Source organism: Luteimonas campi (assembly GCF_051162505.1).
GTDB lineage: Bacteria > Pseudomonadota > Gammaproteobacteria > Xanthomonadales > Xanthomonadaceae > Luteimonas.
Genome location: NZ_JBNWEM010000002.1, coordinates 533,643 through 554,533, shown reverse-complemented (window position 1 = coordinate 554,533; position 20,891 = coordinate 533,643). Strand labels below are relative to the sequence as shown.

Here is a 20,891-nt window from a genome sequence, read left to right as displayed (position 1 = left end):
GGAAGATGGCTGGTGGCGCGAACCGCCGCGCAGGAGGCGACAGGTGCACTATATTGGTGCAATGTCGTCCCCCGCCATCGATCCCGCCCTCGACCCGCTGGTGACGCCGGTGCTGCGCGCCGATCGCCATGGCCGGGTCGTCCTGTGCAACCAGGCGTTCGCGCGCTGGCTCGGGGTCAGCCAGAAGCGCCTGCCCGACCAGCCGCTGGTCGCGCTGGAAGCCGAGGGCGACAGCCTGCGCAACGCGCTGCAGGCGCTGGACGATGCCGAGGGCCCGCGCCGGCTGCGGCGCGTGGCGCTGGCCTTCCTCGGCGGCGAGCCGCGCTTCGCCGACGTCTGGCTCACCCGCGAGGCGGACGGCGGCACCCTGCTCGAGGCGCATCCGGTCGACGAATTTCCCGGTGAGGATCCGACCCGTGCGCTGCCGCTGGCGCTGTCGGCCGCGCTCAAGGGCCTGGCCCACGAGCTGCGCAATCCCCTGGCGGGGCTCAAGGGCGCGGCCCAGCTGCTCGGCCGCCGCACGGTGGATGCCGATGCGCGCGAACTGGTCGACCTGATCGCGTCCGAGGTGCAGCGGCTGACCCAACTGGTCGAGCAGCTGCTGTCGCCGGCGCCGCCGCGTCCGCACCAGCCGCTCAACATCCACGGGGTGTTGGAGCAGGTGGTGCGCCTGGCCGAGCAGGAGGCCGGCTGGGCGGTGCGCCTGGCGCGCGACTACGACCCCAGCCTGCCGCCGCTGCGCGGCGACCCGGACCGTCTGGTGCAGGCGGTCTGGAACCTGGTGCGCAACGCCATCCAGGCCGGCGCGGCCAACGTCAGCCTGCGCACCCGCGCCGAGTACGGCGTGCGCATCGGCGAGCAGGTGCACCCGCTGGCGTTGCGCATGGAGATCGTCGACGACGGCCGCGGCGTGCCCGAAGCGCTGGCCGAGCAGATCTTCCTGCCGCTGGTGTCCGGCCGCGCCGACGGCAGCGGTCTGGGGCTGGCGATGGCGCAGCAGGTGGCGCGCGAACATCGCGGCTCGCTGGCCTACCGTTCGCGCCCCGGCCATACCGTGTTCACCCTGCTGCTGCCGCTGTCTCCCGACGGCGACCGCACTTCCGATTCCGCCACCGAAGGGGCAGTACCTTGAGATCGCAACGACATGGCGGCTGAGAGCGCCTCGGTCTGGGTCGTCGACGACGACCGCTCGGTCCGCTTCGTGCTGGCCACCGCATTGAGCGACGCGGGCTACGCCGTGTCCGGCTTCGATTCGGCCGACGCGGCGCTGTCGGCGTTCGACGCGCGGCCGGCGCCGCAACTGCTGTTCACCGACGTGCGCATGCCGGGCGAGGATGGCCTGAAACTGCTGGAGAGGATCAAGCAGGCCCATCCGGACCTGCCGGTGGTGGTGATGTCGGCCTATACCGATGTGGCCAGCACCGCCGGCGCGTTCCGCGGCGGCGCCTACGAATTCCTGTCCAAGCCTTTCGATCTCGACGAGGCGGTGGGCCTGGCCGCGCGGGTGCTGGGCGAGCGCGCCGAGGCCGGCGTCGTGGACGCTCCCGAACCCGAGCCGGCCGGCGACGTGCTGGTCGGCGATTCGCCGGCCATGCGCCAGCTGTTCCGCGCGATCGGGCGGCTGGCGCAGGCGCCGCTGAGCGTGCTGGTCACCGGCGAGACCGGCACCGGCAAGGAACTGGTGGCGCGTGCTCTGCATCGCGAGTCGCCGCGCGCGCGCCAGCCCTTCGTCGCGCTCAACACCGCGGCGATCCCGGCCGAACTGCTGGAAAGCGAACTGTTCGGCCACGAGGCCGGTGCCTTCACCGGCGCCACGCGTCGTCACATCGGCCGCTTCGAGCAGGCAGACGGCGGCACGCTGTTCCTGGACGAGATCGGCGACATGCCGGCCTCGCTGCAGACGCGGCTGCTGCGGGTGCTGGCCGAGGGCGAGTTCTTCCGGGTCGGCGGACGCGAACTGATCCGCGTGGACGTGCGCGTGATCGCCGCCACCCACCAGGACCTGGAAACGCTGGTGCAGGAGGGCCGCTTCCGCGCCGACCTGCTGCACCGGCTGGATGTGGTGCGCCTGCGCCTGCCGCCGCTGCGCGAACGTCGCGGCGACGTGCCGGCGCTGGCCGAACGCTTCCTGCACGGGGCGGCCGAACGCTTTGCCGCCGCGCCCAAGCGCTTCTCGCGCGCGGCGAGCGAGCGTCTGCTGGCGCACGACTGGCCGGGCAACGTACGCGAACTGGAAAACCTGTGCTGGCGACTGGCGGCATTGGCCCCGGCCGACACCATCAGCACCGCCGACCTGGAGGGCACGCTGCAGGCGGGCACCCGCGACGCCAGCGCCGACTGGGACGGCGCGCTCCGCAGCTGGGCCCGCGAGCAGCTGGCGGCAGGCACGGCCGACCTGCATGCGCTGGCGCGCGAGCGCTTCGACCGGGCCCTGCTCGAGGCGGCGCTGGAGCACACCGGCGGACGTCGCACCGAGGCGGCGACGCGGCTTGGACTCGGCCGCAACACCGTGACGCGCAAACTCGGCGCCAGCCGCCGTCCGCGCCGCAGTTGAACCCTGTGCGGCGCGGGTGGTCCCACCGTTCCCACCTTCCCGTTCGCGTCATGCCTGCTTCCATGCCTCGATTCCCCGATTTCCGCGGCGTCCTGCTGGCCGCGTCCGCCACGCTGCTGGCCGCCTGCGCCTCATCGCCCCCACCCGTGGCGGGTCCGCCGCCGCCGCCGCCGCGGCAGATCGCCGAGGCCGGCACGGTGTCGCAGGCCGTGGCCAACCTTGCCGCCGCTTCCGGCAGCCTGGTGAGCGGGCGCATGCTGCTGGTGCAGGCCGCCGATGGCGTGCGCGTGCGCGGCCAGGTCGGCGGGCTGGTCCGCAATGGCGCCCACGGCCTGCAGGTGCACGAGCGTGGCGACTGCAGCGCGATCGACGCGCGCAGCGCCGGCCGCTACTTCGATCCGCTGGCTGGTGCGCGCCAGGATGGTGCCGTCGGCGACGTGCCCGGGCGTATCGTCGCCGGCCCCGATGGCGTGGCGACCGTCGACCTGCTGGTGCGCGGCGCGGTCCTCGGCGGCGGCGCAGACAACGACATCCTGGGGCGCTCGCTGCTGGTGCTGGGCGCGACCCCCGGCGCGATCAGCGCGCGCGTGGCCTGCGGGGTCGTCACTGCGGGCGAATGAAAAACGGGCTAGGCTCCAGCCCCCGTTTTCGAGGAGATGTCCCCATGCGTCATGCCCGGCTCCTGGTGTTGCCCGCCGCCCTGATGATTGCCGCCTGCCAGCCGCAGGCGCCGGCCGAGGATGCCGCCGCCACGCCTGCGGCGGATGCAGCCGCCGCATCGCCCGAGGCCGGCAACACCGCCCCCGCGCCCGATGCCGATCCCGCGGCGGGCGCAATGCCGGCGGGCATGGGGCCGGCGCCGGCGGCCGTCTCGGCCACCGCTGAGCTGCGGGCCACCGAAGGCAACACGGCCGCAGGCACGCTGAACTTCGCCGCGGTCGATGGCGGCATCCGCGTGACCGGCCAGGTCACGGGGCTGCCCGGCGGCAGCGAGCACGGCTTCCACGTGCACGAGACGGGCGACTGCAGTGCGCCCGACGCGAGCAGCGCCGGCGGCCACTTCAACCCGGCCTCGAGCGCGCACGGCCGCGTTGGCCAGGGCGAGCACCACGGCGGCGACAGCGACAATATCGTCGCCAACGATGCGGGCGTGGCCACGGTGGACACGCTGCTGCGCAACGTAACCCTGGGCGATGCGACCGGGACCGACATCCTCGGCAAGGGCGTGATCGTGCACGCCGATCCGGACGACTACACCACCCAGCCCACCGGAAACGCGGGCGCACGCCTGGCCTGCGGCGTGATCGAGGCGGCGGAGTAATCCACGCCGGCTACATCGCCCCTCCGCGTGCGAGGGGCGATGCGCGACATCGGATGTCCCCCGCAGCAAGCGGGCGGGGGGTGACGAACCGCGGCGCCTGCCGCCTAGAGCAGGCGCCCGTCCACCGACGCCTCGGCGTCCACGAACACCACCTCGATCCCGTGCGCCCCGAGCACCGCGGCCAGCTGCCGCTGGCGCGTCTCGAAATGCCCGAACATGCGCCGCAGGCGCTCGCCGTCGTCGCTGTCGGGCCGGTAGCGCTCGCGCCATGCGGCGGGCGGGAACATCGCCATCCGCACTTCGCCATCGGCGTAGCGCAGCAGCGGTTCCGGCGCGGCGTCCAGCAGGGCTTCGTGCTGCGGCGACAGCAGCGCGGTCTCGATCAGCGGCCAGAGCGGCGCCAGGCCGAGGTGGTCGTACTGCAGCGCGACCATGGCGGCCAGGTCGTGCAGGGTCAGGTAGCGCGCGTGTTCGACCCGCGCCGCGAACGCGTCCTGCAGCAGTAGCGCGGTGTCCGCCTGGGCCATGCCCGCGTCGAGCAACTGCGCCTCGAAGGCCTCGCCCACCTCGCGCACCAGGTCCGGATCGCCATGCAGCAGGAAGGGCAACACGCGCAGGCTGCCCCCGCGCAGCGCGGGGTCGGCCGCCAATGGCTGCGGCACCTCCCCCTTCGCGTCGGCGCCGAACGCGATGATGCGCGGGACGCCGACGTCGCCGCCGGGCGCGCGCGCATGCAGTTCCGACAGCCGCCGGTGCAGCGGCCAGCCCGGGCGCAGCGCCTCGGCCGGATCGAAGTGCGCGGCCGCCAGACACAGGTCGAGGCGACGCACGTCGGGGACCAGCTTGGCGAGATCGCGGCCGAGCAGGGCGGCCAGGCGGGCGCCCTCGTCGTGGCTCAGCGCCGCCCGTCCGATGGCGCTGCCCGGCGCCAGTTCCAGCGCCAGCAGGCCGGCCACGACGTTGTCCGGCAGGCGCGCGGCAGTGTGATGTTCGTTCATCGGCCCATTCGCCACGGTACGTTAGACTCGCGATTATGCCCGTCGCCGCCGACGGGCCTCACTCCGGAGAGGTCCCACGATGCTGCAAGGTCGTCCCGTCGCCGTACTGGGCGGCGTCCGCATCCCGTTCTGCCGCCAGAACACCGCCTATGCGGACGTGGGCAACCTCGGCATGTCGGTGCGCACGCTCGGTGCCCTGGTCGAGAAGTTCGGCCTGCACGGCCAGCAGCTCGGCGAAGTGGCGATGGGTGCGGTGATCAAGCATTCCTCGGACTGGAACCTCGGCCGCGAGGCGGCGCTGTCCTCCGGCCTGTCCGCGCTGACCCCGGGCATCACCCTGCAGCGCGCCTGCGGAACGTCGCTGGACACGATCAACCTGATCGCGACCAAGATCGCCACCGGCCAGATCGAATCGGGCATCGGCGGCGGCTCGGACACCACCTCCGACGTGCCGATCGTCTACGGCCGCTCGCTGCGCCGGCGCCTGCTCGCGGCCAATGCCGCGAAGACGACGAAGGACAGGCTGGCCGCGTTCAAGGGTTTCCGCCTGCGCGAGCTCAAGCCCGACTTCCCCGGCGTGGCCGAGCCGCGCACCGGCAAGTCGATGGGCCAGCACTGCGAGGACATGGCCAAGGAGTGGAACATCTCCCGCGACTCGCAGGACGAACTGGCCGTGGCCTCCCACCGCAAGCTGGCCGCCGCCTACGAGCGCGGTTTCTTCGACGACCTGGTGGTGAGCTTCCGCGGCGTCTCGCGCGACAACATCCTGCGCCCGGACACCTCGCTGGAAAAGCTGGCTACGCTCAAGCCGGCCTTCGACCGGACCTCCGGCCGCGGCACGCTCACCGCGGCCAACTCCACCCCGCTCACCGACGGCGCCGCCGCCTGCCTGCTCGCCAGCGACGCCTGGGCCGCCGCGCATGGCCGCGAGGTGCTGTGCCACATCCGCGACGTGCACGTCGCGGCGGTCGACTTCGTGCACGGCGAAGGCCTGTTGATGGCGCCGACCGTGGCCGTGGCCGAGATGCTGGCGCGCAACGGCCTGACCCTGCAGGACTTCGACATCTACGAGATCCACGAGGCCTTCGCCGCCCAGGTGCTGTGCACGCTGCGCGCCTGGGAGAGCGAGGACTACTGCCGCAACCGCCTGGGCCTGGACGCGCCGCTGGGCCGCATTGATCCGGAGAAGATGAATCCGGTGGGTTCCTCGCTGGCCGCCGGCCATCCTTTCGCCGCGACCGGCGCGCGCATCGTCGCCACCGCCGCCAAGCAGCTCAAGGAACGCGGTGGCGGCCGCGCCCTGATCTCGATCTGCACCGCCGGCGGCATGGGCGTGGTCGCGATCCTGGAGCGGTAATTTCCTGTAAACAAACGGATGTCCTTGTTGTGTCGTTTGCTACTAATTCGGTCGAAATTAGTAGTAAATTGACAGGATGAAGGTCCCGGTTTCGCCTCCACCGTTTGCGACCCTCCTGGACACGCATGTCGGAGATCTGGGCAGGCTACTGCGGCTGCGCATCGGCCCGGAGGTCAGGGGGATCTATGAGCACTGGGACCACCTGAGGCATCTGACGCCACCCGCCCGACTGACCCACGACGAGTGGTGGCTGGCCATCAAGCTGGCGAGAAGCACGGCAGCGCGCGATCTGCCGCTGGTTGACCGGGAGGGCAATCCCTTCCGCATTGCACTGACCGATTCGATCGCGGAGAAGCTGCATACGATCACGCGGGAAGGGTCCGGTTCGTTGCGGGGGCTGGACCGCTTGGCTGACGAGCGTTCGAAGCACCGCTATCTGGTCCGATCCCAGATTGAGGAGGCCATGACCTCCTCGCAGTTGGAGGGCGCGGGCACAACGCGGGCCGTGGCAAAGGAGATGCTTCGGAGCGGGCGTGCGCCGCGGGATCATGGTGAACGCATGATTCACAACAACTACCTGGCGATGCAGGAACTCAAGCGTTGGCGGGATCAGCCGCTTACGCCGGAAGCGGTGTTCGAGGTACACCGGCTTCTGACATTCGACACTTTGGATGACGATTCCCGGGCGGGCCGGTTCCGGAATGCCGAGGACAACATCGTCGTCCAGGACGAGGAAGGCCGTGTACTGCACGTGCCACCACATGCCGACGAACTGCCTCGCAGGTTGCAAGCGTTGTGTGACTTCGCGAATGGGAAGAACGAAGAGGGCTTTCTGCACCCCGTCATACGGGCGATTGCCCTGCATTTCCAAGTTGGCTACGACCACCCGTTCTGCGATGGGAATGGCAGAACAGCGCGCACGCTCTTCTACTGGTCGATGCTTCGTTCCGGCTATTGGCTCACCGAGTTCCTTTCGGTTTCGAGTGTGTTCCGCAAAGCAAAAGCCCAGTACTTGCGATCCTATCTCTACACTGAAACCGACCAGGCAGATCTGGGCTATTTCGTCGACCACCACTTGGACGTGATCCTCGGGGCAATCGATGAGTTGCACGGCTGGCTGGGACGCAAGGCCGAGGAGCGAGGGCGGGCGGAAAGCCTGCTGAAGCCGGGCAAAAAACTTGGCGCTAAGCTCAACCATCGCCAACGCGCACTCCTGCTGGATGCGATTCGGAACCCGGACAAGAGCTATCGCATCGATCGTCATATGCAGGTTCAGGGCGTCAGCTATCAGACGGCACGAACGGACCTGCTCGAGCTGGTGGAACTGAAGCTCATGACCTGTCAGCGGATTGGCAAAGCGTTCGTTTTTATGCCAGCAACCAATCTGGTTGAACGTCTTCGGGAGTAGGCCACGTAACGTGGAACGCATCCCTACTCATACAGTCACAGTCGATTCCATCCGCCCGGCCTGCCCGAACACCCTCAGGTAGCGCGCGATCTCGTCCGCATCGCCGGTCGCCTTGGCCGGGTTGTCCGACAGCTTCACTGCCGGGCGGCCATTGGCTTCGGTGACCTTGCACACCAGCGAGATCGGGTCGAGCGCTGCGCCGCCGGACGGCGCGCAATCGCGGAAATCGTTGGTCAGGTTGGTGCCCCAGCCGAAGCTCATGCGCACGCGGCCGTGGAAGTGGCGGTAGGTCCGCTCGATCGAGTCGACGTCCATGCCATCGGAGAAGATCAGCAACTTCTCGCGCGGGTCGCGTCCACGCGCCTGCCACCACGCCATCACCTGTTCGCCGGCCTCGACCGGCGGCAGGCTGTCGGGGCGGAAGCCGGTCCAGTCAGCGACCCAGTCCGGCGCGTCGCGTAGGAAGGCGGCGGTGCCGAAGGCGTCCGGCAGCACCACCAGCAGGTTGCCCGAATACAGCTCGCGCCAGTCCTCGAGCACGCGGTAGGGCGCCGCGCGCAGGGCCTCGTCGTCGTCGGCCAGTGCGGCCATCACCATCGGCAGCTCGTGGGCGTTGGTGCCGATCGCCTCGAGGTCGCTCTCCATCGCGATCAGCACGTTGGACGTGCCGATGAAGCGCTCGCCCAGGCCTTCCTTCAGCGCCTCCACGCACCAGCGCTGCCACAGGAACGAATGCCGGCGGCGGGTGCCGAAGTCCGACAGCACCAGGTCCGGAAGCTGTCGCAGCCGCTCGAGCTTGTCCCACAGCCGGGCCTTGGCGCGCGCGTAGGTCACGTCGAGCGCGAAGCGTCCACGGCCGCGCAGCGCCGCGCGCACGCGCAGTTCGTTGACGATCGCCAGCGCGGGAATCTCCCACAGCGTGGTCAGCATCCACGGCCCCGGGAAGCGCAGCAGGAACTGCCCGTCGCGACGGGACAGTTCGTAATCCGGCAACTGCACCTGCGCCAGCCAGGCGAGGAAGTCGGGCGCGAACATGTGCTGGCGCCCATAGAAGGTGTTGCCGGCCAGCCAGATGAGTTCGCGTCGGCTGAACCGCAGGCTGCGCACATGGTCGAGCTGGGCGCGCAGCTCCTCCTCGGGGATATCGTCGGCCAGGCGCACCGTGCGGCTGCGGTTGATCAGCTCGAAGGACGCGTGCACGTCCGGATAGCGCCGCCAGATCATCTGCAGCATCAGCAGCTTGTAGAAATCGGTGTCCAGCAGGCTGCGGACGATCGGGTCCAGCCGCCAGCCCTGGTTGTAGGCGCGGGTGGCGAGGTCGGTATGGAGCATGCGAAAAGGTGCCCGCTGCGCGTCTGCGTCGGGCATAGCCTACGCGAGCAGGTCGCCGGGCGGCCCGCGCTGCCGCATATGCCCGCACCTGCGGACCTGGCAGCCCCGGTAGAATTGCCGGATGTCCCTACTCCAACTCCAGCGCGTCGACTACGGCGTCGGCGGGCCGCTGCTGCTCGAACACGTCGATCTGTCCATCGAACCCGGGGAACGCGTCTGCATCGTCGGCCGCAACGGCGCCGGCAAGTCCACCCTGATGCGCCTGATCGCCGGCGAGCTGAAAGCCGACGATGGCGAAGTGCGCCTGCAGTCCGGCGTGGTGGTGGCGCGGATGGCACAGGAAGTGCCGGGCGATGCGCACGGTACCGTGTTCGACGTGGTCGCCCAGGGGCTGGGCGAACTCGGCGAGCTGCTGGCGCGTTACCACCACGCCCTGGACGCCGGCGACATGGAGGCGATGGGCGAGGCGCAGTCCCGGATCGAGGCCAGCAACGGCTGGGACCTGGACCGGCGCATCGGTCAGGTAATCGAGCAGCTCGAGCTACCCGGCGAGGCCGATTTCGCGGCGCTGTCGGGCGGCATGAAGCGGCGCGTGCTGCTGGCCCAGGCGCTGGCGCGCAAGCCCGACATCCTGCTGCTGGACGAGCCCACCAACCACCTCGATATCGAATCCATCGCCTGGCTGGAAGGTTTTCTCAAGTCGTTCGCCGGCAGCCTGCTGTTCGTCACCCACGACCGCAGCTTCCTGCGCGCGCTGGCCACGCGCATCGTCGAGATCGATCGCGGCCAGCTGACCAGCTGGCCCGGCGACTACGACAACTACCTGCGCCGGCGCGAAGAGCGCCTGCATGCCGAGGCGATGGAGAACGCGCGCTTCGACAAGCTGCTGGCGCAGGAGGAGGTGTGGATCCGGCAGGGCATCAAGGCGCGTCGCACCCGCAACGAGGGCCGCGTGACCGCGCTCAAGGCGATGCGCCGCGAGCGCGCGCAGCGTCGCGAGCTGTCGGGCAACGTGCGGATGGAAGCCGCGGCGGCGCAGAATTCGGGCCGGAAGGTGGTCGAGGCGACCGGCATCCACCACGGCTACGCCGGCCGGGTCCTGCTCGACGATGTGTCGACCACGATCATGCGCGGCGACCGCGTGGGCCTGATCGGCCCCAATGGCGCCGGCAAGTCGACCCTGCTCAGGATCCTGCTGGGCGAGCTGGCGCCGCAGCGGGGCGAGGTGAAGCTCGGCACCAGCCTGCAGATCGCCTACTTCGACCAGCACCGCAGCCAGCTCGACGAGTCGCTGAACGCGCTGGAAAACGTGGCCGAGGGCCGCGAATACGTCGAGATCAACGGTGCGCGCAAGCACGTCATCGGCTATCTACAGGACTTCCTGTTCACCCCCGAACGCGCGCGCGCACCGATCACGCGCCTGTCCGGCGGCGAGCGCAACCGCCTGCTGCTGGCGCGCCTGTTCGCGCAGCCGTCCAACCTGCTGGTGATGGACGAGCCCACCAACGACCTGGATGTGGAGACGCTGGAGCTGCTGGAGGAACTGCTGCTCGACTACAAGGGCACCTTGCTGCTGGTCAGCCACGACCGCGACTTCCTAGACAACGTGGTCACCAGCACCCTGGTGCTGGAAGGCGATGGCCGCCTGGGGGAATACGTGGGTGGCTACAGCGACTGGCTGCGGCAAAGGCCGACGCCGGGCGCGGTGCCCGCGGTAGCGGACGCCAGGCCGGTGCCCGCCGCGGCGCCATCCGCCGCAGCGGCACCCGCGGCCGCGAAGCGCAAGCTCAGCTACAAGGAAGCACGCGAGCTGGAGCAACTGCCTGCGCTGATCGAACGGCTGGAGGGCGAGATCGCCGCGCGCGGCGAAGCGATGAACGACCCGGCCTATTTCCAGCAGGACAGTGCCGCGATCACCGCCGGCAACGAGACCCTGTCGAAACTGCAGGCCGAACTCGACGCCGCCTATGCGCGCTGGGCGGAGCTGGACGCGGGCTGATCAGCCTGGCGGCGGGGTGGCGCGGCACCGCCGGGACGTACTTGCCAGCTGCGTTCTGCGGCGTCCTGCGGCCTTGCTGGACGGCGACCCGATGCCCGTGAGCTGGCGGCACGGTCATCCCCGTACCGGATGCGGGGCCGCAACGCCGGAGAGACCGCACCCGTGCCGGCGCCTCATTCCCGCAGGCGCGGCACCCCGTAGCCGTCGCGGTCCTCGACCAGGGCCTCGTCGGCGATCCGCTGCTCCAGCTCGCGCGGCGGCAGCGGCACGACCGCCTGGCCACGGCCGGCCGCCAGGGCGTTGGCGTAGCACTGGCGCGCGCGGTACTCGTCGCCGCTGCGCGCATAGCCATCGCCCAGCGCCTCCCAGGCTTCGCTGCCGCCTCCCTGCGCCAGCGCGCGATGCAGGGCGGCTTCGCCCTGCGGCCAGTCTCCCGCGGACTGGGCTAGACGGGCGAGGGTGACCAGCAGCGCCGGGCTGCCCGGATGGGCCTTGAGCCAGCGCTCGACCTGGCTGCGGCGATGTTCCAGCCGTCCCACCGGGAGCAGGCCGTAACGCGTGGCCAGGCCTTCGTCCCAGCGGTTGTCGAGCGCATGTTCGATGCTGCGCGTGGCCGCGTCCTCCCAGCCGAACGCGGCCGCGCGGGTCGCATAGGCATCCACCACGGCGGGTTCGGTCTTCAATGTCTTGGGCAGCGCATCCCAGCGCTCGGCCAGGGCATTGGCGTCGGCGGCCTCGTGCAGCGAGGCCTCCGCCCAGCGAAGTTCGCGTTCGTCCAGCAGCGCCTGTGGCCAGGCATGCTGCTGGCGCAGGGCGCCGAGCAGGCCCCAGGCTTCCGCGGCCTGCCCGTTCGCGGCCAGGGCTTCGGCCCGCAGCGCCAGGCCGCGCGGCGGCAGCGGCTGCGCCGAGGGCGCGTCCAGCGCCACCAGGGCGTCGGTGGGACGGTGCTCACGCAAGGCCAGTTCGGCCGCGGCGATCGCCCGCAGCGCGGGGTGGCGTTCGCCGAAACCGGCCAGGTGCTGGCGCGCGGCGGCATGATCGCCACGCGCGGCCGCCGCTTCAGCCGCGCCGATGCGGGCCGCGGACTCCACCCGTTCGTCCGCCGCGGCCTCGGCCAGCAGCTTCTCGGCGCGCGACCAGTGGCCGTGGTGCAGCGCGTCGAGGCCATCGCCGATGCGCGCGCGCGCGCGGGTGTCGCGATGCCGTCCCCAGGCGCGGAACGGCAGCGACAGCAGCGTCCACAGCAGCCACAGCGCGAAGGCAGCGGCGAACGCCAGTGCCACCGCGACCAGTACCGTGGTCGTGTAGTCGTAGCCGCGCCAGCGCACCAGCACGTAGCCCGGGTCCTGCGACAGCAGCAGCTGGGCGGCCAGGGCGCCGGCCAGGGCCAGGACGAGCCACAGCAGCAGGGTGCGGAACAGGTTCATGGCAGGCTCCTCGTCGATCGTCCCCAGGCGCGGCCAGACTCGCGCGCGGGGTGTTGAGGCGGCGTGGACGCGCTGAACGCGCGCTCAACCGCCGCGCTGCCGCCGCAGCTGGGTCAGCGTGCTGCCCAGAACGGGAAGCTGGATGACCAGCGTCTGATCCCGCAGGGCCTGCAGGGCCGCGCGCTGGCGGGCGCGCGGGGCGGTGTCGGGCCACAGCCGCAACAGCCATCCCTCGATACGGTCCAGCGCCGCGCGGTAGGCGCCTTCGTCGCGGCGCTCGATGGCCGCGCGCGCCAGCCCGAACTCCAGCTGCAGCGCGGCCAGCCCGGCGGCCCGGTCGGCCGGCTCGACCGCCACCGCGTCGGCGGTGGGCTGCACCTGTACCAGCCGCGACACCGCGCGCTCCCACCAGGCCTGCGTGGACACGGGGGCCGCCCGTTGCGGCAGCGCCGGCAGGGTGTCTGCGAAGCCTGCCAGGCGGCGCGCGGCCAGCGTGCCGGGGTCTTCGCCCAGCGCGACCAGCGCGGCGCGCTCCTGGGCCAGCGCCTGGCGCAGGTCGAGGCTGGCTGGATCGGCCACCCCATCCAGCACATGCGCGGCCAGCGCATAGAGGCGGACCGCGCCGGCGAGATCGCCGGTAAGCAGCAGCCGCTGCTGGCCCTGCGCCAGCAGCAGCTCGACTTCATCCAGGCGCAGCGCCTGGCCGGCGTGCTGGTCCGGATCGGCCAGCTTCTGCACGGTGTCCTCCACCAGTGCCGCGCGCTGGCCGAGCCCGATCAGTTCTTCGCGCAGCAGACGATTGGTGGCCTCGGCCTGCTGCAGGCGCGCGGTCTGGGCGCGCTGGTCGCTGCGCAGCGCGCCCACGCGTTCTTCCAGCGCCTCGATCCGCTGGCGGTCGCTCGCGCTGGCCCGCTCGCTCGCGGCCTGCGCAGCGTTCCAGCGGTAGGCCGGGTAGGCCCCCAGCGCCAGCAGCGCGGCCAGGCCCAGCAGCAGCCAGGCGCTGCCGGCGCCGCGGCGCGGCCGGGGCGTATCGGGGGAGGAAACGGTGTCGCTCATCGGTGGGTCGGGCGTGGGGGGCTGCGCATGCTATCGGAGCTTGAACGTCAGCCGCACGCGACCGCGGCCGCGGCCAGCAGCGAGGCCGGCCGCGCATCGGCGGCCACGTGTACGTCGGCGAAGCCGGCCGCCTGCGCCTGGGCGGCGAGCCGCGCGCTGGCCGCCACCACGCGCGCCTGACGCAGGTGCGGCAACAGCGCGTCAGGCAGCGACTGCAGCAGCCGTTGCAGGGCTTCGCCGCTGCTCAATGCCAGCCAGGCCGGCCCGTCCAGACCACGCAGCCGGGCCAGCACCCGCGGCGACGGCGCGACCGGCACCCGCGCATAGACCTCGGCGCGGAGGACCTGGGCACCCCGCGCGGCCAGCGTCGGCGCGATCAGCCCGCGTCCCCCCGGTGCGGTCACCATCCCGACGCGGCGCCCGCTGAGCCCCTGCAGCGCTGGCAGCGCCAGCAGGCCCTCGCTGTCCATCCGCGTCGGCGCCGCCACTTCCGCCACGCCGGCGCGCCGCAGCGCCGCCGCCGTGCCCGCGCCCACCGCCGTCCAGGCCTGGCCGGGAGCGACGCGCAGATCCTGCAGCGCGGCCGCCGCGCGCACCGCCGCCGGGCTGGTGAACAGCACCACCTCGGCGGCCAGGGCCGCAGCCAGCGCAGCGCGCGTGGCCTCGTCCCGGCGCGGTTCGATCCGCCAGGGAGACAGCGCCAGCACGCGCATGCCGTGCGCGGCCGCGGCGCGGCGCATTGCCGCGTGCCCGCCGACGGGCCGCAGGGAGATCACGTAGCATGCGCGCTGCTTCGGCGCGGAAGTGTCCTGCGACATGCGGCCAGCTTGGTCCCTGCTCCCGCGTGCCGCAAGCGCCCGACCCTTCCGGATGTGCGCATGACCGATCTTTCCGACCTGGCCCTGCATGGCCTCCAGACCCAGCTCCTGGCGATGCCGCCGGCGCGCGCGCTGCAACTGCGCGTGGATGGCTACGGGCAGGGGCGCCTGCGCCTGCACGCGCCGCTGGACGCCAACGTCAACGACAAGGGCAGCGCCTTCGGCGGCAGCCTGGCCTCGCTGATGACGCTCGCCGCCTGGGGCCTGACCGTCCTCCAGGTCGAGCAGGCCGGGCTGGATGCCGAGGTCTACGTCGCCGATTCGCAGCTGCGCTACCTGGCGCCGCTGCGCGACGACCTGGTGGCCGAAGCCTGGCTCGATGGCGACGACGGCTGGTCCGGGTTCCTCTCGACCCTGCGCAGCCGCGGCCGCGCGCGTGCCACGCTGCAGGCCCGGGTGCTGCTGCCCGACGGCGGCGTCGCGGCCCAGGCCTCGTCGCGCTACGCGGCATTCGTGCGCGCTGGATGAGTGTCGCGGGCGTTCGTGCGCCGGCTGCTAGCATGTCGCCGACCGGCGGGGAGACGACGATGCGTGGATGGCGGCTGCTGTTGGGGATGTGCGCGGTGCTGCTGCTGGTCGGCTGCGCCAGCACCGGCAAGGAAATGTCCGAGCTGCAGCGCGCCCAGTACGCCTGGTCCGCGGCGATCCGCTGGGGCGATTTCGAAGGCGCCTGGAACCTGGTGGATCCGGAGTTTCGCGAGGCCCATCCATTGAGCGACCTGCAGCTGGAACGCTACCGGCAGGTCCAGATCTCGCACTACCGCGACCTGGCCTCCAGCCCCGGCAAGTCCGAGGCGCTGCGCGAGATCGAGATCGGCGTGGTCAACCGCCACACCATGGCCGAGCGCACCCTGCGCTACACCGAACAGTGGCGCTACGACCCGGCGACCAAGACCTGGTGGATCACCGGCGGGCTGCCGGACTTCTGGGCCGGCGAATAGCGCGCCCGCAGCCGCGCAGGGTTGCCCGCGGCGGGCGCCTGCCGGGACCGATCTGACGCGGGCCGCCGCCGCGGTTGCCGCCGCGTCGGCGCCCGCGCAGGCCCGGCGCCGCGCCCCTGTGCGACAATCCCGTCCCCTTCCGCACTGCCGATCGACGTGGACTTCCAGGAACTGATGGCCTTCGCCGGCCGCAACCAGATGCTCGCGCTGGCCTTCGTGGGCCTCACCGCCGCGATCGTCGCGACCGAAATCGCGCGCCTGCTGCGCAACTTCAAGGTCGTGCGCCCGGCCGAGGTCACCGCCCTGGTCAACCGCGACAACGCCCTGGTGGTCGACCTGCGTGCGATCGCCGACTTCGAGAAGGGCCATATCCCCGGCTCGAAGAACGTGCTGATGAGCCAGTTCGACCCGGAGAACAAGCGTCTGGCCTCGGCCAAGGCGCTGCCGGTGGTGCTGGTGTGCAAGACCGGCCAGAGCGCCGGCGAGGCCGCCAAGCGGCTGAAGAAGGCCGGCTTCGAGCGCGTATTCGTGCTCGACGGCGGCATCGGCGCCTGGCAGCAGGCCGACCTGCCGCTGGTCAAGGGCCGCGGCTGAGCTTCCAAGTGCGATAATCGCCCCCTTTCCGCCCAGATACCGGAGCAGTACCAGGATGTCCGACCAAGCCCTCAACGGCGCCGCCGAGGCCGCGCAGCAGACCGGTCCGCAGTTCAGCGTCGAGAAGATCTACGTCAAGGACGTCTCGTTCGAGTCGCCCAAGGCCCCGCTCGTGTTCAACGAGCAGACCCAGCCGCAGATCAACATGAACCTCAACCAGCGCGTCCAGCGCCTGGGCGAGAACGCCTACGAAGTGGTGCTTGGCGTCACCCTGACCTGCACCGCCGGCGAGGGCGATGGCAATTCGGTGTACATGGTCGAAGTGCAGCAGGCCGGTGTGTTCGGCCTGGCCGGCTTCGAGCCGAACGTGACCGACGCGCTGCTCGGCACCCAGTGCCCGAACGTGCTGTACCCCTACGCGCGCCAGCTGATCGCCGACCTGATCCAGGCCGGGGGCTTCGCCCCGTTCCTGCTGCAGCCGATCAACTTCGACGCGCTGTACGCCGAAGGCCTGCGCCAGCGCCAGGCGCAGCAGCAGGCTGGCGGCGACCTGGCCAACAGCGAGACGGCCGGCAACGCCTGAGCGATGTCGAGCCCGACCGTCAGGGTCGCGGTCCTTGGCGCGGGCTCCTGGGGCACTGCGCTCGCTTCGCTGATCGCCCGCCACGGCCATCCCACGATTCTGTGGGGCCGTGACGCGGCGGTCGCCGAGGCCATCGACCGGCGCCACGAGAACCCGCGCTACCTGCCCGGCATTCCCTTGCCGGCGCCGCTGCGCGCCACCACCGATCTGGCGGTTGCGGTCCGCGACGCCGATCTGGTGCTGGTGGTCGTGCCTTCGCACGCCTTCACCGAAACCCTGCACGCGCTGGCGCCGCTGCGGCCCGCGCATGCCGGCGTTGCCTGGGCGGCCAAGGGTTTCGAACCCGGTTCCGGGCGCTTCCTGCACGAAGTGGCAGGCGACGTGCTGGGCGAGGACGTGCCGCTGGCGGTGGTCACCGGGCCGTCGTTCGCCAAGGAAGTGACCCTCGGCCTGCCGACCGCAGTGACCGTGCAGGGCGAGGACGCGGTGTTCGTCCAGCAGGTGGCCGACGTGCTGCACGGGCCGGAGTTCCGCGCCTATACCGGCAGCGACATGCGTGGCGCCGAACTCGGCGGTGCGATGAAGAACGTGCTGGCCGTGGCCACCGGCGTGGCCGACGGCATGGAGCTGGGACTCAACGCCCGCACCGGCCTGATCACCCGCGGCCTCAACGAGATGCTGCGGCTCAACGCCGCGATCGGCGGCCGCCCGGAAACCCTGATGGGCCTGGCCGGCCTGGGCGACCTGGTGCTGACCTGCACCGGCGACCTGTCGCGCAACCGTCGCCTCGGCCTGGCCCTGGGCCGCGGCAAGAGCGTGGCCGAGGCGGTGCGCGAGATCGGCCAGGTGGTCGAATCGGTGCAGACCGCCGACGAGGTGATGCGCCTGGCCGATCGCTACAGCCTGGAGCTGCCGATCTCCAGCAATGTGCGCGATGTGCTGCACGGCGACATCACGCCGGCCGAGGGCCTGGCCCGGCTGATGGCGCGCGAACGCAAGCCCGAATATCCCGAGGCGCTATTCGAGCCGTCCGAGCGCTGAGTCCGCGCGGCGGGCGCAGCTCACCCGGGGTCCGACCGTCTCGCGACGCAGGCGCCGGCCGGGTGCGGTTCCTCGCGGCCCGGGGCGAGCGGAGAATTCTGCTGCCGCAAGGCGCCGCGGCCTGTCGAAGGCGCGCGGACGTCTGGGTACCGCCTTTTCCCTGGCTGCGTCGATCCAGAAAGGAATGGCAGGCTGCCCTGCACCCGGGAGACCAAAAAAAAGCCCGGCCGTTGCCGGCCGGGCCACATGCGACGTCGGGAGAGAGGGGAGGGCGACGTCGCCTGCTGACTGGATGGGGGCGAGAACCCCGGTTTCCAGCCCTTACCAGGTGAAGCGCGGCCCCACGAACCAGGCGGTGTCGCCGTCGCTGAACTTCACGTCGCCATTGAGGCCCCAGTTGCGGTTGAACTTCACGGTGACGCCGAGGCGGCCGTAGAAGTCGCCGTCGAAACGGTCGCTGTCCTGGTACCCCGCCAGCGCATAGCCTTCGAAGTTGCTGGCCAGTGCACCGCGTGCGCCGGCTTCCACGCTCCAGCCGTCGGCATCGCCGAGGTTGCCGAAGTCGACCTTCTCGTAGGCCACCCGCGTCACCAGGTCGGCGCGCGACGAGATCTCGTGGTTGTAGCCCAGGCCGACGCGCCACTGATCGGCGTCGATGCCGCTGTTGTCGAACTCCTGGTTCGAATAGTCGCCGAACAGGTGGAAATTCGGGTGGAACGCGATCGAGGCGCGGGCGGCGACGCCGTCCGCGTCGGGCAGGCCGCCGTCGAAATTGCTGGCCGCATAGCCGGCCTCGACATAGTTGTAGGAGACGCCGTCGGCGGCGGTCGCGGCCAGGGGGACGGCGGCGGCGAGCACCAGGGCAGAAAGGGAACGCTTCATCGACTTCCTTTCGGTGGATCGTGGATCGGGAATGAGAGCGCCGCCCCGGACGGAGGGGGAGGGAGTCAACCGTCGGGGAAAACGGTTCCATCCGGGGCGGCACGCGGATTCTGGTGAAAGCGGCGCAACGGCGGCTGAATATTGAACCGAGCGGTTCACGAAACCTTACGTTTCCGCGTCAGCCCCGCACCAAGGCCCGGTAGTCGCGCGGCGGCATGCCGACGGTGCACTTGAACTGGCGCGCGAAGGCGCTCTGGTCGGAAAAGCCGCAGGCCTGTCCGATCGTGGCGATGCTGGCATCCCCGTGCAGCATGCGCATTGCGGTTTCGATGCGCAGCTTGGTCAGCATCTGCTGCGGGGTGATCTGGAACACGCGCTTGAACAGGCGCTCCAGCTGCGACACCGAAACCTCGGCGATGGTGGCCAGGGTCTGCACGCGCAGCGGATCGTGGAAATGGGCCTGCATGTGGCTGACCGCCTGCTGCAGGCGCGCGTAGGACGAGTGCTGGCTGTCCGGCTGCCCGAGGTCGCGGGAGATGCCGATCAGGCCGACGACCCGGCCGTCGCGCCGGATCGGCTGCTTGAAGGTCAGGCACCAGCCCCGCACGCGATTGGGATAGAGCTGCAGTTCCAGCAGGTTTTCGATCACCTCGCCCGCAAGCACGCGCCGGTCCTGCGCGATGTAGGCGCCGGAGAGGCTGGGTGGATACAGTTCGAGCACGCTCTTGCCGAGGATGTCCTCGCGCCGGCGCTGGCCCAGGCGCTGGATCAGCGTCTGGTTGACGTGCGCGTAGCGGCAGTCGGCGTCCTTGACGAAGAACACCACGTCCGGCAGCGGGTCGAACAGGCTTTGCAGTTGTTCGGGATGCAGCGTGACGTCGATGTGGGCGATCTCCCGGTCGGCCGACGCGGGGACGGGGCGGCTGCGCGAATGCGCGCGACGCCGGTTCCAGCGGCGGCCGCATTATGCATGTACCCGCGCCCGCGGGTGGATATCGAGCGTTTGCCCGACCTTCCCCGCTGAATCACCGGCAGAGGCGCGCAGTCGGGAATTTCCTGTCCGAGACGCGGCGGCCTGGCCCGCGCACAGCTAAGGCCGTCGTGCGGATTGCTGCATCCGAGGACGCCCGCGGCCCCGTCTGCCCGGCGCGGCCGGGCCACGCCCCGCGCGCGCCAGCCATGGGCCTGCGTGTCGCAACGCAGGACCAGGTCCCAGACTGCGGCGACCCGCGGTTGTCCGCTGCGTCCGGCCGGCGAGGCCCCGCGGCCCCAGCCGCGCGCGGACCTCAGCCGCCGGCGCCCTCGAAGTCCAGCTGCCGCCACGCCTCGAACGCGACCACCGCCACGGCGTTGGACAGGTTGAGGCTGCGGTTGCCCGGGCGCATGGGCAGGCGCAGCCGGTGCCGGTCCGGAATCCCCGCCAGCACCGCATCGGGCAGACCCCGCGTCTCGGGGCCGAACAGGAAGGCGTCTCCCGCCCTGTAGCGCGGCTGGTCGTAGCGGACGCTGTTGCGCGTACTCAGCGCGAACAGGCGCGGCGGCGCGATCGCCGCCAGCGCGGCATCGAGCGAGTCGTGAACCTGCAGGCTCGCGTACTCGTGGTAGTCCAGCCCGGCGCGACGCAGGTTGCGGTCGTCCAGGTCGAAACCCAGCGGGCGGATCAGGTGCAGCCGCGCGCCGGTGTTGGCGCATAGCCGGATCGCGTTGCCGGTGTTGGGTGGGATCTCGGGTTCAAACAGCAGCAGGTCGAACACGGGGCGGCCGGCGGAGACTGGGCGGCCATTGTCGCCCAGCGGCCGCGATCACCAGGGCAGGGCGCGACCGCGCCAGTCCAGGAACCGGCCACTGTCGGACGCCCCCAGGTTCGCCACGACCCGCAGGAGCGCGGACACGGCGTCCTCCGGCGCCAGCGAGGCGCCTTCGCCGCCCATGTCGGTGCGCACCCAGCCGGGGTGCAGGGCCACCACCACGATCCCGCGATCGGCCAGGGCACGGGCCAGCAGTGCGGTGGCCATGTTCTGGGCGGCCTTGCCCATGTTGTAGCTGGGCGTGCCGAAGCGCCCGGTCGCGCCGATCGAACCCAGTTCGGAAGACAGGTTGACCACGCGCGCGCCATCGGCCAGCAGCGGCGCCAGCGCCTGGGTCAGCAGCAGCGGGCCGGCGGCGTTGATGCGGAAGCTGTCCTCGAAATTGGGCAGGGTCAGGTGGCCGAAGCGCTCCCCGGAATGGAGCACGCCGGCGTTGTTGAGCAGCAGGCCCAGGCGCTCCCCCTCGCCGAGCACCAGCGGCAGTTCGCGGGCGAGTTCGGCCTGCGACCTCGGGCTGGCGACGTCCAGCGGCAGCACATGCAGGCGGCCGGGATACTCGCCGGCCAGGGCGTTGAGCGCAGTGGCCTTGCCCGGCTGGCGACAGGCCGCCACCACGCGATCGCCGGTCGCGAGCAACTGGCGGACGAACTCGAGGCCGAGGCCGCGATTGGCACCGGTGACCAGGGCATGGCGGGTGGGCATGTCCGCCAGT

Annotated in this window: 21 protein-coding genes; 12 read left to right on the top strand and 9 right to left on the bottom strand. The window is 71.2% G+C overall.

Annotation, left to right across the window (positions count from 1 at the left end):
- Positions 1 to 61: 61 nt before the first annotated feature.
- The 4 genes from ACQYVW_RS07450 to ACQYVW_RS07435 all read left to right on the top strand — a co-directional run bounded on the left by ACQYVW_RS07450 (position 62) and on the right by ACQYVW_RS07435 (position 3,875).
- On the top strand, positions 62 to 1,132 hold the full coding sequence (locus ACQYVW_RS07450; protein ID WP_434946540.1) for a two-component system sensor histidine kinase NtrB: 1,071 nt from the start codon (positions 62 to 64) through the stop codon (positions 1,130 to 1,132).
- 12 nt (positions 1,133 to 1,144) lie between these two features.
- The gene (gene ntrC, locus ACQYVW_RS07445) at positions 1,145 to 2,554 is read left to right on the top strand and encodes a nitrogen regulation protein NR(I) (RefSeq protein ID WP_434936066.1); all 1,410 of its coding nucleotides are present in this window, start codon (positions 1,145 to 1,147) and stop codon (positions 2,552 to 2,554) included.
- A gap of 62 nt (positions 2,555 to 2,616) precedes the next feature.
- A complete protein-coding gene (locus ACQYVW_RS07440) occupies positions 2,617 to 3,174 on the top strand; it encodes a superoxide dismutase family protein (protein WP_434946539.1) in 558 nt (185 codons plus the stop codon).
- A 44-nt stretch (positions 3,175 to 3,218) separates the two neighbouring features.
- Positions 3,219 to 3,875, top strand: a complete 657-nt coding sequence (locus tag ACQYVW_RS07435) for a superoxide dismutase family protein (protein ID WP_434946538.1) — start codon at positions 3,219 to 3,221, stop codon at positions 3,873 to 3,875.
- A gap of 104 nt (positions 3,876 to 3,979) precedes the next feature.
- Here the strand turns inward: ACQYVW_RS07435 and ACQYVW_RS07430 are convergent, their stop codons facing one another.
- Positions 3,980 to 4,873 (bottom strand): hypothetical protein, encoded by an 894-nt coding sequence (locus tag ACQYVW_RS07430; RefSeq protein ID WP_434946537.1) that lies wholly within the window; start codon positions 4,871 to 4,873, stop codon positions 3,980 to 3,982.
- A gap of 79 nt (positions 4,874 to 4,952) precedes the next feature.
- Between ACQYVW_RS07430 and ACQYVW_RS07425 the strand changes: the two genes are divergently transcribed.
- Entirely contained in the window at positions 4,953 to 6,230 is a 1,278-nt protein-coding gene (locus ACQYVW_RS07425; RefSeq protein WP_434946536.1) for an acetyl-CoA C-acetyltransferase, read from the top strand.
- Between the two features lie 76 nt (positions 6,231 to 6,306).
- Positions 6,307 to 7,638, top strand: coding sequence for a Fic family protein (locus ACQYVW_RS07420; protein WP_434946535.1), 1,332 nt, complete (start codon positions 6,307 to 6,309; stop codon positions 7,636 to 7,638).
- 27 nt (positions 7,639 to 7,665) lie between these two features.
- On the opposite strand, the gene pncB is transcribed toward ACQYVW_RS07420, so the two are convergent.
- Complete coding sequence (gene pncB, locus ACQYVW_RS07415; protein WP_434946534.1) at positions 7,666 to 8,970, bottom strand: nicotinate phosphoribosyltransferase; 1,305 nt, start codon at positions 8,968 to 8,970, stop codon at positions 7,666 to 7,668.
- A 121-nt stretch (positions 8,971 to 9,091) separates the two neighbouring features.
- Here pncB and ACQYVW_RS07410 point away from each other — a divergent pair, with 121 nt between their 5' ends.
- Positions 9,092 to 10,969 (top strand): ATP-binding cassette domain-containing protein, encoded by a 1,878-nt coding sequence (locus ACQYVW_RS07410; RefSeq protein WP_434946533.1) that lies wholly within the window; start codon positions 9,092 to 9,094, stop codon positions 10,967 to 10,969.
- Positions 10,970 to 11,142: 173 nt separating this feature from the next.
- On the opposite strand, the gene ACQYVW_RS07405 is transcribed toward ACQYVW_RS07410, so the two are convergent.
- From ACQYVW_RS07405 to ACQYVW_RS07395, 3 genes are all read right to left on the bottom strand, one after another.
- The gene (locus tag ACQYVW_RS07405) at positions 11,143 to 12,396 is read right to left on the bottom strand and encodes a heme biosynthesis protein HemY (protein ID WP_434946532.1); all 1,254 of its coding nucleotides are present in this window, start codon (positions 12,394 to 12,396) and stop codon (positions 11,143 to 11,145) included.
- Positions 12,397 to 12,480: 84 nt separating this feature from the next.
- Positions 12,481 to 13,452 carry a uroporphyrinogen-III C-methyltransferase gene (locus tag ACQYVW_RS07400; RefSeq protein ID WP_434946531.1) on the bottom strand — a complete coding sequence of 324 codons (972 nt, stop codon included), beginning with the start codon at positions 13,450 to 13,452 and terminating at the stop codon, positions 12,481 to 12,483.
- A 47-nt stretch (positions 13,453 to 13,499) separates the two neighbouring features.
- Complete coding sequence (locus ACQYVW_RS07395; RefSeq protein ID WP_434946530.1) at positions 13,500 to 14,270, bottom strand: uroporphyrinogen-III synthase; 771 nt, start codon at positions 14,268 to 14,270, stop codon at positions 13,500 to 13,502.
- 60 nt (positions 14,271 to 14,330) lie between these two features.
- Here ACQYVW_RS07395 and ACQYVW_RS07390 point away from each other — a divergent pair, with 60 nt between their 5' ends.
- The 5 genes from ACQYVW_RS07390 (at position 14,331) to ACQYVW_RS07370 (ending at position 17,489) form a co-directional block, all read left to right on the top strand.
- A complete protein-coding gene (locus ACQYVW_RS07390) occupies positions 14,331 to 14,798 on the top strand; it encodes a YiiD C-terminal domain-containing protein (protein WP_434946529.1) in 468 nt (155 codons plus the stop codon).
- 59 nt (positions 14,799 to 14,857) lie between these two features.
- Positions 14,858 to 15,271 carry a hypothetical protein gene (locus ACQYVW_RS07385; RefSeq protein WP_434946528.1) on the top strand — a complete coding sequence of 138 codons (414 nt, stop codon included), beginning with the start codon at positions 14,858 to 14,860 and terminating at the stop codon, positions 15,269 to 15,271.
- Positions 15,272 to 15,427: 156 nt separating this feature from the next.
- Positions 15,428 to 15,865, top strand: a complete 438-nt coding sequence (locus ACQYVW_RS07380; protein ID WP_434936478.1) for a rhodanese-like domain-containing protein — start codon at positions 15,428 to 15,430, stop codon at positions 15,863 to 15,865.
- 55 nt (positions 15,866 to 15,920) lie between these two features.
- Positions 15,921 to 16,448: a protein-export chaperone SecB gene (secB, locus tag ACQYVW_RS07375; protein ID WP_434936480.1), complete on the top strand. Its 528-nt coding sequence runs from the start codon at positions 15,921 to 15,923 to the stop codon at positions 16,446 to 16,448.
- Between the two features lie 3 nt (positions 16,449 to 16,451).
- The gene (locus ACQYVW_RS07370) at positions 16,452 to 17,489 is read left to right on the top strand and encodes an NAD(P)H-dependent glycerol-3-phosphate dehydrogenase (RefSeq protein WP_434946527.1); all 1,038 of its coding nucleotides are present in this window, start codon (positions 16,452 to 16,454) and stop codon (positions 17,487 to 17,489) included.
- A gap of 321 nt (positions 17,490 to 17,810) precedes the next feature.
- Here the strand turns inward: ACQYVW_RS07370 and ACQYVW_RS07365 are convergent, their stop codons facing one another.
- The 4 genes from ACQYVW_RS07365 to ACQYVW_RS07350 form a co-directional block, all read right to left on the bottom strand.
- Positions 17,811 to 18,371, bottom strand: a complete 561-nt coding sequence (locus ACQYVW_RS07365) for an outer membrane beta-barrel protein (RefSeq protein ID WP_434946526.1) — start codon at positions 18,369 to 18,371, stop codon at positions 17,811 to 17,813.
- A 178-nt stretch (positions 18,372 to 18,549) separates the two neighbouring features.
- Positions 18,550 to 19,263 (bottom strand): AraC family transcriptional regulator, encoded by a 714-nt coding sequence (locus tag ACQYVW_RS07360; RefSeq protein ID WP_434936484.1) that lies wholly within the window; start codon positions 19,261 to 19,263, stop codon positions 18,550 to 18,552.
- Between the two features lie 394 nt (positions 19,264 to 19,657).
- Entirely contained in the window at positions 19,658 to 20,164 is a 507-nt protein-coding gene (locus ACQYVW_RS07355) for a tRNA (cytidine(34)-2'-O)-methyltransferase (RefSeq protein ID WP_434936578.1), read from the bottom strand.
- A gap of 9 nt (positions 20,165 to 20,173) precedes the next feature.
- Positions 20,174 to 20,881 (bottom strand): SDR family oxidoreductase, encoded by a 708-nt coding sequence (locus tag ACQYVW_RS07350; protein ID WP_434946525.1) that lies wholly within the window; start codon positions 20,879 to 20,881, stop codon positions 20,174 to 20,176.
- Positions 20,882 to 20,891: the final 10 nt, after the last annotated feature.